10 protein-coding genes are annotated in these 12,054 nt (G+C 65.1%); 2 read left to right on the top strand and 8 right to left on the bottom strand.

Going from position 1 to position 12,054, the window contains the following annotated elements; all coding sequences use genetic code 11:
• Positions 1-63: 63 nt before the first annotated feature.
• From AC3WON_RS18070 to AC3WON_RS18090, 5 genes are all read right to left on the bottom strand, one after another.
• Positions 64-786 (bottom strand): Crp/Fnr family transcriptional regulator, encoded by a 723-nt coding sequence (locus AC3WON_RS18070; protein ID WP_492352411.1) that lies wholly within the window; start codon positions 784-786, stop codon positions 64-66.
• Positions 787-1,295: 509 nt separating this feature from the next.
• A complete protein-coding gene (locus AC3WON_RS18075) occupies positions 1,296-2,261 on the bottom strand; it encodes a DUF1839 family protein (protein WP_492319373.1) in 966 nt (321 codons plus the stop codon).
• 583 nt (positions 2,262-2,844) lie between these two features.
• Positions 2,845-3,159, bottom strand: a complete 315-nt coding sequence (locus AC3WON_RS18080) for a hypothetical protein (protein ID WP_010811142.1) — start codon at positions 3,157-3,159, stop codon at positions 2,845-2,847.
• A 123-nt stretch (positions 3,160-3,282) separates the two neighbouring features.
• Entirely contained in the window at positions 3,283-3,741 is a 459-nt protein-coding gene (locus tag AC3WON_RS18085) for a DNA-binding response regulator (protein ID WP_492319374.1), read from the bottom strand.
• Positions 3,742-3,979: 238 nt separating this feature from the next.
• Positions 3,980-4,840, bottom strand: coding sequence for a helix-turn-helix transcriptional regulator (locus tag AC3WON_RS18090; protein ID WP_492319375.1), 861 nt, complete (start codon positions 4,838-4,840; stop codon positions 3,980-3,982).
• Positions 4,841-5,350: 510 nt separating this feature from the next.
• On the opposite strand from AC3WON_RS18090, the gene AC3WON_RS18095 reads away from it, so the two are divergent.
• Positions 5,351-6,922, top strand: a complete 1,572-nt coding sequence (locus AC3WON_RS18095; RefSeq protein ID WP_492352412.1) for a phage integrase family protein — start codon at positions 5,351-5,353, stop codon at positions 6,920-6,922.
• A 51-nt stretch (positions 6,923-6,973) separates the two neighbouring features.
• Here AC3WON_RS18095 and AC3WON_RS18100 read toward each other — a convergent pair whose 3' ends face one another.
• Together AC3WON_RS18100 and AC3WON_RS18105 are read right to left on the bottom strand one after the other, a co-directional pair.
• Positions 6,974-7,987, bottom strand: a complete 1,014-nt coding sequence (locus tag AC3WON_RS18100) for a ParB/RepB/Spo0J family partition protein (protein WP_492319377.1) — start codon at positions 7,985-7,987, stop codon at positions 6,974-6,976.
• A gap of 2 nt (positions 7,988-7,989) precedes the next feature.
• Positions 7,990-8,649 carry an AAA family ATPase gene (locus AC3WON_RS18105; RefSeq protein WP_010811147.1) on the bottom strand — a complete coding sequence of 220 codons (660 nt, stop codon included), beginning with the start codon at positions 8,647-8,649 and terminating at the stop codon, positions 7,990-7,992.
• 377 nt (positions 8,650-9,026) lie between these two features.
• On the opposite strand from AC3WON_RS18105, the gene AC3WON_RS18110 reads away from it, so the two are divergent.
• Positions 9,027-9,230 carry a cold-shock protein gene (locus tag AC3WON_RS18110; protein ID WP_006159056.1) on the top strand — a complete coding sequence of 68 codons (204 nt, stop codon included), beginning with the start codon at positions 9,027-9,029 and terminating at the stop codon, positions 9,228-9,230.
• 202 nt (positions 9,231-9,432) lie between these two features.
• Here the strand turns inward: AC3WON_RS18110 and AC3WON_RS18115 are convergent, their stop codons facing one another.
• Complete coding sequence (locus AC3WON_RS18115; protein ID WP_010811148.1) at positions 9,433-10,527, bottom strand: replication protein RepA; 1,095 nt, start codon at positions 10,525-10,527, stop codon at positions 9,433-9,435.
• Positions 10,528-12,054: the final 1,527 nt, after the last annotated feature.

Here is a 12,054-nt window from a genome sequence, read left to right on the forward strand (position 1 = left end):
CAAATGGGATCGGCGCGGCGTATGCACGCCGCGCCTCGCAGGCCACGCGCCGAAGCGTGCCGCTCAGGCGCTGGCCAGCGCGGGCAGCAGGCGGTCATACTCGCGCTTGACCAGCTTGTAGCACTCGCACGAATGCTTCTCCAGCCCGCAGCGGTCGATCACGGTAATATGGCCGCGGCTGTGGTGGATCAGGCCCAGGTCTTCCAGCTTGCCGGCCGCTTCGGTCACGCCTTCGCGGCGCACGCCGAGCATGTTGGCGATGACCTGCTGGGTGATCACCAGCTCGTTGGAGCTGAGCCGGTCGATGGCCAGCAGCAGCCAGCGGCACAGTTGCTTGTTCAGGGAGTGGTGGCGGTTGCAGGCCGCGGTCTGTGCAATCTGCGTGAGCATGGCCTGCACGTACAGCAGCGTCACGCGCTGCAGCGTGGGCAGGCGCGGCAGCTCGCCGCGCAGCAGGCGCGCGGGAATGCGATAGGCCATTCCGGGGCTGCGCACCTCGACCCGGCTGGGCATGGTGTCGCCGCCGGTGACCACCGGGATGCCGACCAGCCCTTCGTTGCCGACCGCGGCGATCTCGACCGTCGCGCCGTCCTCCAGCAGCGACAGCAGCGACACCACCGCGGTGGTCGGGAAATAGACGTGGACGATGCGCTGGCCGGAATCAGTCAGGAGTTCGCCGGCGCGCAGACGGACCAGCTCGAAGTGCTGCGCCAGCGTCTCCCACTCGCCGCGCGGCAGCGCGCTGAGCAGGTGATTGACATGCAGATCCGATCGATGCGTAATCATTTTCGTACCCCCTGTCCAATCCCGTGTCCGGGAACAACGCTCTGCCGGCCTGGCTCGGCACGACTGCTATCCGAGAACCGGCTGGCCACGCCACCGACCCAGATGCGGCGCTCTTTGCAAGCCAGTGCCTCTATTTAGCGTCATGGCAGCGCCCTCCGACAGTAGGCGAACGGCTGGGAAACGGTCATCCATCGGGAGGTTGGACGGAAAGGCGAGAGTGCAGCGGGCGCTGGCAAAGGCGCCATGCGCCGCGGCGGGCGCGATGTCTGCCGCCGCCACACGAGGCGAGGCAGCATGGCGGCTGGAAGTGGTTCCGGGCTAATCAGCCGCGGCAGGCACGCAAGCCTGGATGCATGGCATGCCCTCCGCTGTCGGCATGAGACCCGGGCTATCGTGCAAATGGCGGATGCACCGGCTTGCCCCCAGCGCCGGATCAAACCGGTTCTGTGCCACGCGCCAGAGGCGGCGCACAAGCCACGGGTTGCCCGCTGCAGGCACGGTCTGCCGGCTCATGGCGTGAACTCGCCGAAATGCGCGGCCAGCAACGGCACGCTGGCCAGGTATGAGGCTTCGAGCTGGTCCAGGCAGTCTTCGCAACGGTCCGGCTTGCGGCTGATGACCGCGCGCATCAGGCGGAACTGCATCACCATCGCCTCCGAGGCCATGGTGTAGCAGGCTTGCGCCGCCTTCTCAGGCACCTCCTGCCCATGCATCACCAGCCAGCGCAGGTAGCGCGCCAGCAGCTCGAAATTGGCGCCGAGCTGGCGCAGCACGCCCGACGCGTAGTGGTGAAAGCCCGGTTCGCCGCGCGCCATCAGCCGCTCGAGATGCTGGGGAAACACCGCCCGAAACAGGGTGACGGGGTTCTCGCGCGGACGGTTTCCCAGGTGAAAGCGCAGCAATGCCAGCGAGGCCTCGAGCAGCGTCTCGGCAGCGTGCGGGTGCCCGTTGCGGCGGACCACGTCGGCGTGCATGAAGGGCAGCGCCTCGGCACTGCGCACGCCCGGTGCCAGGCGAATGATGGCGGCGTAGTCCTCGCCGGTCGCGGTGTGGTAGCCGTCGGAGTGGTAGTAGCCGACCGCGCCGGCCTCGGGGATCAACACATCGATGGCAATGCAGGTGGGCATGCAATGGCGCAGGTAGCCGGCGCCGCGGGGTGGCGGCAACTGGCTGCTGTCCAGCTCCATCACGACGATATGGCCGCGCGAGGTCTGTGCCGCCACGTGCGACTCGAGCGAGTCGTAGAACGTCAGGGCGTGCACGGTGAGGCCATACAGCCGCTCCAGGTCGGCATCCGGAAAGCGGCACTGCGTGAAGTGGTCGGCCTCGAAGTCCTGCCGCACCGCGCAGGCCAGTGCCGCGACCGGCGGCAGGTCCAGCCCGTGCAGCAGCTCGATCCAAAGGTCGATATGGCAGTTGACGTGCGACCACACCGGATTGCCGCCGCGCAATCCCGGTCCGCCCCGTCCACGCATCCTGGTGTCGCCGTGCACTAGTGACCTCCGCCCCTGCCATGCCGTTTCATGAGCGGGTACGGACGGCCCATGCCGGGCCCGCGCGCGTGCCTGACGAGCGATACGGCAGGCCGAGCGCTGACACCAGTCATTTTTCCGTCTCCCCCTGAACCCGAGCCAGATACTTGCTGCCATTGGCCGTGATGGCGATCTTGGCGCGCGCGGTTCTGGCCAGTCTGTTGGACGGCGCACAAACCGGCAAAGGGTTCAGGCGGTTCAGGGGCACTCAGCCGCAAAGTTGCGCGCATGGTGCTTCTGGTTGATGGAGGAGCGCGAGCTGATTGGTTATCGTCAAGGAGACGTGTGGGCGGGCAGTATGGCCCGCACGCCTTCAAAGCCCGCATGGTCCCCCGGTCGGCGGGCTTCTTTTTTGGCTCGCCGGCTAGTGTCCTGTTCCGCAAATACCTTGCCATGAAATTTTGGCAAGCCATCTACGGAACAGGACACTAGCTGCGCAATCACGAGGGGAACGACAAAGGCACAGTGGCACCCGGCGAGGCCGCCGGGTGCCACTGTGCCTGATTCTCGCTGGATGCCTGCTGGTTCAGGCTACGAGTGGCGGCGGCACGCGATGCCGATGCTGAGCAATGATCAGCGCCCTCAGGCTTTCCACACGCAGCCGCGCTTCGCGCTCACCGGCCGCGCGGGCCGCGTCGGCGGCGGCCAGCTCGCAGTCAAACTGACGCCCGTGCAGTTCACCGCGATAGAGCAGCGGCTCATCGCTGCCCTCGTTGGCACCCGCGTGGCAACCATGGTCAAGGCTGGCAGCCAGCCTGATCTCGAAGCAGCACGCCCACTTGCCTCTGCCTTCGCGCACAGCAAAGCCGCGAACGACGAGGAATTCCAGTCCGGCCTCCATATGACCCCCTTACTTCCCCGGGGCGGCCTGCCTGCAAACTGGGCTGGCTTCTGCCTCCGGGCGAATCAAGCATAGGCAATCAGGTGCGATGCGCACTCATCCGGTGGATGTAGGCCTGCTCGCTCAAAGGAGGGAGGCGGTGGTCCCGCTGGCGCCCGTCAGCGACAGCGCCATGCGCGGGAAGCACTGGCCGCCGGCCCACACCAGCGCGGTGGCAGCGCAGACCAGTTCAAGCGGTGCCGGCAGTGCGAGACACCCGCTGGCACCGAGCAGCGCGGCATGCAGCATCAGCGAGGCATCGAGGCGATCGGACAGCACCAGCCAGCGCCGTGGCGCCAGGCGTGCCTGCAGCTGGTCCAGCAACGCACGCGGGTCGCCCTCCAGCGCGCTGCAATCGATCAGCGCAATATCGGCCGGGTCCGGCTTCGTCTCCGAAGACGAAGCCTGCGTCGATGCGCGCGCCGATTCATGCAGCCACTGCGGCGTGCGCCACGTGATCGGCTGCGGCACGTCCAGTGCGTTCAGGCGACGCGCCAGGACACGGCACATCATTTCATTGCTGGCGATGAGATAGGTCGGCATTGACTCGGTCTGGCAGCGGGCCCGGGCCGCAGATGCGCTTGCCACCCGGTCGGGAGCCGGGCCGCGTGGGCGGCCCGCCTTGCAGGGCATCAGGGCAGCGCCGGCCGCCGGAAAAAGTGTCTGCAGATGCCTTTCATCACAAGGTAGCAAGCCGCCGCCGCCATTGCCTCATGCTTTTGGCCGAGAGCCGCACGCCAGAAGGATGAGGCGCGGCCCGTGAAAGCCGCGCCGCCACCCGTCACGCAGCCTGGCAGGTGGGGTCGGGTGCCGGCACCCGGGTCACCGGATTAACGGGCGTGGCGGGCCCGGCCCAGTTGAGCGTTGCACCCTTCTGCAGGGCAACGTAGACGGCTTCGCCCTTGTTGCGTACGTGCAGGCGCTGGTACAGCGTGCAGGCATGCGTCTTCGCGGTGGCTACCGAGATATTCAGCATGCGGCTGACCGTCTTGATGGGATAGCCCCGCGCCAGCAGCGCCAGCACTTCATACTGGCGCTCGGTGATGTTCAGCAGGTGCGCGCCGGCCGACGGGGTTTCGTGGTACGTCGCGTGCGCCTGGAAATGGCGCTGGGGCGCGGGCACCGCATGCTCGAGCACGGCCTCGCCGATGCCTGCGCGCAGCGCCACGACCCGTGCCTCGCCCTGCCCTGCGCTGCTTGCCACCGGGGCATGGCCGGCATCGAGTTCCGGTTGCCAGGCGTGGTGGCTGCCCTGGGCACGCGCCGGGAAGCACTCGCCGCCGGCCAGCACCAGGCGCACCGCGGCATCGAGCGCATCCGCACTGCAGCTCTTGGCCACGCAACCGCGCACCGGGTCAGGCAAGCCTGCATCCGGCAGCGATGGCGCCGCCTGATCGCTGAGGACCAGCACGCGCTGCGGGCGTAGCCGCTGGCACAGTTCCTCCAGCATGGCCCAGCCGCCGGCGTGATCGGCTGGCAGGCCATAGATCAGCAGGTCGGCATCGTACAGCCACAAATCTGAATCGACTGGGGCGAGGGGATCGATATCGATCAGGTCACCAGGAATATGTGCTTGGGCCAGCAGATGGCGCAGACCCAGGCGCAGGAGGGGGTGAGGCTCGATCAAGAGGATGGTGGCCATGGCCGCTCTCTTATTATTGCGGCAAGTACGGACCCTGCGACAATCCGCGCTTGCTTGTCGGAAATGCTCCGCTATCTTGCGGTTGCACTTCCATACGATCCGCCATCGCTCCAGACCGCCCGGCAGCCTTCCCGTCAGGCTGCAGGTCCGTCCTTCCCGTGGAGATACCGGATCGCCCCGTTTTGCGTGTTAAGACGCTTATGTAGAAAGAGTCTTAGATGCGACTGAAGTCTGATCTAAGTATTTATAACTCCTGACCTGCAGCATATGAAACGCGTAGGTCGAATGCAAGGTGATGGTGCGCTGCGGCGGGTTTTCCCCGAGCACTGCCTGACGCCAGCATACGGATCGCACAAGGCCAGCGGGATGGCTTTCCAGTGAAAACGCGCATAAAATTATCGGCATTGCATTTAGCTATGCATTTCGGGCCTGATGAATTCTCGCTCGCTTCAAGTGCCTTATAAATCAAGAAGTTAGCCATTCAGCGCATACCAGTCGATGATTCCTGGAATGATGACGGTCAGCCTCACCCGCAGCGAATTTGCGGCGGTGCGCGCTTATGTCCAGGGCATGCCGGCGGCCATGGTGGTGCCCCGCTACCTGGCCGACGAAGCCGATGACGACGAAGCCGGGGCCGAGTCTGCGCTGCGGATCCTGCTTGCCCTGCGCGACCGGATGGTCCAGCTCGCGCACCTGCACGGACGGGCGGACCTGGCCGAACTGCTGCTGGCCGGCCCTGGCCGCTCCAACCGCGGCATGGATCGCCGCGTCGACGCGCTGGCGGAGCTCGAACGCTTGGGTACGGCGGCGCCGCGCCCCCAGCACGGCGTGGAGTTGTGGTTTGCACCAGCCTTGGCGCGGCGCTTGCGCAAGGCTGAAATTGTGACGCTTAATACTCTTTTTGAGCTTGCAAACCGACGCGGCAGCGCCTGGTGGCGGGCCGTCCCGCGCATTGGCGCGCTTGCCGGCGCGGCCGTCAACCGCTGGCTCGGCGAGAACCGCGCTGCCTTCCGGGACACGGAAGGCAAGCCATTGCTGGGCGAACACGTCGGCAACCGCACGCTGCTCGAGCGAGGCAGGCTGGGACCAGGGCTGCGCCAGCCGTTGCCGCTGGAATGGATGACCGCGTCGCCCGCGTTGGCCTCTGACGCCGGTTGCCCGTACAGCCAGGGCCTCGACGTGGTCAAGGCCTGGCTGCGCGATGCCGCCGGTGACAGCGGCAGCACGTTCTCGGCCTACCGCAAGGAGGCGGAGCGCCTGCTGCTGTGGGCAGCGCTGGAGCGGCGCAAGGGCCTGTCGCAGCTCGATCTGGACGACCGCCGGGCCTACCTGGGCTTCCTGGCGCAGCCCGAACCGGCCAGCCGCTGGTGCGGACCACGGGCGCCGCGCCACCTGGCCGGATGGCGTCCGTTCACCGGCCCGCTCAGTCCGGCAAGCGTGCGGCACAGCATGCGGGTGCTGGCCGCCCTGTTCCGCTGGATGCATGGCAACGGCTACCCGGGCGCAGCGCTCTGGCCAGCCCGGATCCCGGATGGCACCGATGCCTCGACGGCAACAAAGGCGGCGCGGCCGGACACCTTGCAGGTTGCCGAGACCAGCCTGGCCCCCTTCCTGTCATGGCTGGAACGCCGGGGCGGCGACGGCGATGGCCAGCGCTACCGAACGGCCCATGCGGCAATCCTGCTGTTGCGGGAACACCGGCTCAGCCTGGACCGGCTGACCTCGGTCACGCGGCGTTCGCTGGCGCCGATGCAGCAGCCTGCGCGGGTTCCGGAAGACGGTGTGGAAAGTATTGTGCCAGACGGAACGCCTGGCTTTGGCCTGGCCACGCAGCACGCGCTGGCCCGGCATTGGCGTGACCGTAATCTCCAGTGGGATGGCGCGGGCACCGAAGACGCCTCGCTGATCGGTCCACCGGCCGCGCCGCCGACCCGGCGCGCGCAGCGCAAGCTAGCGGCATTGCCGCAGGCCGGCTACTCGGTGCGTGGCCTGCATGCCCTTCTGTCCAGCATGCTTGAGCGCTACCGCAAGACCTGTGATCCGGAGTTTGGCGCGCGCTCGCCGCGCGACCTGCTGGCCTGAGCGCTGCGGCGGCAATGCTGCCGCAGCGCCGCCATGGCGTGCCTGCCCGGCTCAGAGCAGCGTGTTATCCAGCCCGAAGCGGGCCTTCAGGGCCTCGACCAGCGCCTCGCGGGCACTGCGGTCGCTCAGCTGCACGTCCAGCATCACGCGTCCCGAGTCCCATTCCTTGATGGTGCCCAGCAACTGGCCGCTGTCGGTCCGGATCTTGTATTGCCGGCTGATTTCCTTGACCTTGCGCGCCTTGCCTTCCTGCGCGTGCTTGCGGATGGCTTCAACCTCGCGGCTCGACAGGCCGTCATTGATGATGCGCGCCACCAGTTCTCGCGTGCGCTCCTCGCCCGCCAGCTTGCAGTACAGCGTCAGCTCATAGCCCGCGGCGATGCCGATCGCGCTCGGGCGCTCGCGCATCACGCCCAGCACGGACTCGGGCAGGCGCAGCAGCGCCAGCGTCTTGTTCACGGTGCCGGCCGACATGCCGGTCAGCTCGCAGATTTCCTCTTCCTTCTGGACCTTGCCTTCGTCCAGCAACTGGCGCCAGGCGATCGCATTGTCCAGCGCTGACTGGTCCGAGCGCTGCTCGTTGAGCATGAACGACAGCCGGTAGAAGTCCAGGTCGCTCAGGTCGTTTTCGACAAAACATTCCATCTCGAGCTTGCCGGCAGACGCCAGGGCTCGCTTGCGGTAATGACCGTCGATCAGGATGTAATGGCCGGGGCGCGCCGGATCGGGCGCGGCCAGGCCGGGGGTCTTCTGGCCGTGCGTGGCAATGGATGCCGCCCGCTCCTGCACCACGGCGGGATCGTAGAGGCGCCGCGCGTTGAGAGGATTGTCGTGCAGTTGCGCCAGCGGAATCCTGATCAGCTGCCGGCCCGCGGCGGCTTCGCCAGGACTTTCAGCGCTGAAAACAGGCGCTCCATCGGCTCCCCTGCCCTGCAGCAAGCCATTCGGATGCTGGGAAATGGCCGCTTCCGCGCGTGCGAAGCGGTCCAGCGTATCGTTGCGGGTCTTTTCGGCCGCCATGCCGGCCAGCATGCCAGCCTTGAGGCTCTTCAGTTTGGTAGCCATGCCTAGTGCTCAATCAAAGACAGTATTTCATCGACCATCATGTCGACCTCCTGCACCGCCTCGCGTGCGCCGGCGACGCCGTGCACGGTGCAACCGATCGCCTGGCATTCCCGGAATGCCGAGCGCGACCCGATCATCGAATTCAAAAGCGGTACGTCGCCGTCGTCGCCAAGGATTTCAATGGCCTGGCGCGCGATCGAGACGCGGCGCTGGACCATATTGGCCATCACGCGGATCAGCAAGGACTCATTCTGGACCTGGGCGTGTTGCGCCAGCGTCTTGGCCGCAACCGCCGCCCACAGATCCGGCGGTGAAGGCACCACCGGAATAATGGCAAGGTCGGAAATCAGCAGCGCGCTCGAGGGCGCTGCCGAATGCACCGCCGGCGGGCAATCCACGACGATGTAGTCATAATCCTGGACGAACTTTCGGACCTCGCGGTGCATGGCGCCGCCCGAGGGCGCCAGGCCGATCACGGAAGCCGGGAACGGCCGCTCGTCGCTGGCCTGCGCCGCCCAGCGGGTGGCGGTGCCTTGCTCGTCCATGTCGACCAGCATCGAGCGCGCGCCCCGCAGGCCGAGCGTGCCAGCAAGGTGCATGCTGACCGTAGTCTTGCCGCAACCGCCTTTCTGGTTAAAGACTGTGATGATTTTGGCTGGCACTGCGACCTCTCTTTCAGCGCTGAAAGCGCGGTTGATTCTTAAGGCGCAACTGTAGCCAAAAGCACGTGATGCTTCAACCGTTTTCCAAATTTACAAAATATATGTTGCCGCCACGGGGCCCACTGGCCGCCATTTGGCAGCCGGAAACCGGCCGGACCGTAAAATTGCTTGAAAAGCAGGACGGAATGTGCCTAAAGTATCTGTAGTGCGCATTACGCCGCACATGACACCGCAATCCAAAGTGGTTATGATGCGCGCTACAGTCGAGTCAAGTCGTGTCAACCTCGTCGGCTTCCGTTCGGTATCTACGAGAACTCAACGTGCTTGAACGGTTGTTTGCGTTGTGTACAAGAACTTGCTTCGAAAAGGAAATTCCTATGGCAACCGGTACGGTCAAGTGGTTCAACGAGACCAAGGGCTTTGGCTTCATTACCCCGGACGACGGTGGTGCAGACCTGTTCGCGCACTTCTCGGAAATCCAGGGCTCGGGCTTCAAGACCCTGAAGGATGGGCAGCGCGTGACGTTTGAAGTCAAGCAAGGCCCGAAGGGCCTGCAGGCTTCGGCAATCAAGCCGGCCTGACCAGCCTCGGCTGATCCCGCCCGTTGCGGCTCCGTCCGCGGCAGGCAAACAAAAAAGGCAAGCGTTCAACGCTTGCCTTTTTTGCATTCAGGGGCCGGACATGGTGCCCGGCCTCAGCTCCGGGGCGCCCGGCCCTGCTGATACCGTCCCGAGAGCACGTGCAACGGCGTGCGCGGATCTCCCCGGGCGGGAAGCTAGCAGATCAGCCCAGCTTGCGCACGCTGGTCCGGGAAGGCTGCAGGATCAGCGCCTTGGACGAATCCGCATCGACCTTGGCACCGGGATACACCACCAGCACATCCTTCAGGGCCTTGCGGAACAGCGCACGGAACTTGCGCTCGCTTTCGGTCTCGGTGCCGAACTGCATCTGCAGCGCCTCCCACGGGATTTCCGTGCGGCGCTGGATCGTGAAGAAGCGGTAGGTCAGCCACGAATACACGTCCAGCGCGAACGGCGACTGTTTCAGCGCCTTGAGCGCGCGCATGTCGACCGGTACGGGGCGGTTGACCAGTTCGTTGAAGAAGGGCTCGGACAGCACCACGAAGCTCTCGAACATGGACCCTTGACCAGGCTGCATGGGGTCCCACCAGGTCGACAGCTGGTCGGCCAGCAGGTAGCCCACCCGATCGATCGACAGTGGCTCGTGGTTGGGATTCTGGTTCTGGCTCGGCGTCGACTTGTTCTGCACGATGGCGATGGTCGCCGAGAACAGGCGAATCATCTGCTGGCGTACCAGCGTCATGGTGCCGCGCTTGCCGCCGGTGGCCATCGGAATGCCGAGGTTGTACATGAACTCGGACAGCGAATTGCCCAGCGAAATGCGCCGGTCCTCTACCGTGCCGGTGAATTCGCCGCGCTTTTTCTTCGCCATGATCTCCTTGCCGATCCAGGCCAGCATCAGCCGCGGATAGGAGCCATAGGGGTAGCCCAGCGAGACGGTCTCGGACACCAGCTTCTGGCGGCCGTTGGCGGCACGCTCGGAGCGTTGCTGCGTGAAGTAGCCAGGCTGGATCATCAGCGAGATATTGCCGCTGGTGCGGGTCCATACCGGCGGCGCGCCCTTGGGCGCGCGGTAGGGCAGCGTTACCTGGACGCTGGCGCGGCTCAGGAAGCCGACTTCACCGCTTTGCCAGGCGTCTTCACGCTCCATGGCCTGCGCTTCGTCGAACAGACGCTGGAATTTCTCGGACGGAACCAGGTTGTTCTCGTTGCCGGGAACAATGATGCGGGAGGGTTCGGCGTCCAGATCGAGGACGCTTCGATCCCCCGTGGTGGCCGGGGAGCGTTTGATGGGCATATTGGCGTGCTTCGGATTACCCGCCTTTGTACTCGAAGCCGCAAAGGTTGTCACGCAGAAACAGGTACGCAAAGCCTTTGCCTTGCTCGCCCTGTTTTTTGCGAGCCGGGGATCTCACGACTGGTCGCATGGTGGCGGACGGTGGGCAACCCGCCAGGGTTGTCCACGGTTCGCCACCCATCCACTACCAGTAAACGATACCGATACGGGTTAACTACTTGTAAACCGTATACGTGAAGTTCAGCGCCTTGATTCGTAAGGGAAAAACCAACCCCGCCGAACCCAATTCTGCGGGCAAACGTACTCGATTCTGCGAAGGGCCGAACCCGTATCTGCGGCAAGCCGAACCTGTATCTGCGGGCGGGGCGAACTGGTTTCTGCGGGGATAACTTGCGGGCTCCACAGCCTTTTCCACAGCGGCCACTCCGCAAACCGTACCCGTTTCTGCGAGCGAGCGCCGGATATACGCGTTTTGCGGGCGTTCCAGGCGTCTTTCCCGCAGAAGCACCGCCAGAAACCGGTTATCCCCGCAGAAACTGGTTCATTTGCCGGGCTGCTGAACGGCGCTTTGCACGCCAGGCGTACCCGTTTCTGCGTTCCGAGGCCTGAAACCGTACCCGTTTCTGCGCTGGCCTGAAAAGCCGCTGCCGTGCTGCCGCAGCGTACCTGTTTCTGCGGCGTACCCATTTCTGCGTGCCGACTCTCGCACCCTGGTGCGCCACGGAGCGTACCCGTTTCTGCGTACCTCCTTCCGGGCTCTTCCGAGTCATGCGTACCCGTTTCTGCGCAGACCCATGGCGCTGTTCAGACGCAACTGTTACCAAGTTTCCATTCTACATGAGACTTACATAAAAAGCTAGCGCTTACACTCAACGTATACGTAACAAATTCGCGGCGCTGCACGGCGTACCTGTTTCTGCGCAGACAGATCATGGATACCGCAGCGCGGCCGGGTAGCCAGCGGCCTTGCATGTCGTTGGCGTACCCGTTTCTGCGTGGCGTTGAGTGGTGCGCCTGCGCCCGTGGGCGTACCTGTTTCTGCGTGAGGTGGCGGCAGCCTCAGGGCTTCAGATGGTTATTGCGTTGCAACATCCGCCGTACCCGTTTCTGCGTCGTCGGTCCGGCCCGGTCTTGTGGATATGTAGGAGGAATGTGGGCCGGAGAATCGCTGGCATCGGCCGAATCGAATTCGAAAAAAATATGGGGCGTACCCATTTCTTCGTGCCATAAGGCGCCTGGAAAGACCACAGCAGCTGCAGGGCGTACCTGTTTCTGCGTGCGCGCTGCCCAGCGCGAGCTGGCCTGCCAGACAGACCGTACCCATTTCTGCGAGGCTCATGGGCCGCGGCTGACCTAGTGCGGCGCAGCAGGGCGTACCTGATTCTGCGTGGAGCGCAAGGCTGGGTGGTGTGCAGGAAAGCGTGCCGCGCGCAAGGCCAGAGGTGCTGGCTGGCGGCGGCATGGGCAGGTGGGGGCTGGAGCGGAGCGCCTGGCGGTCTGCATGACCGGGGAGGCGGGGAACAGGAC

The organism is Cupriavidus sp. FW305-46, from assembly GCF_058787075.1.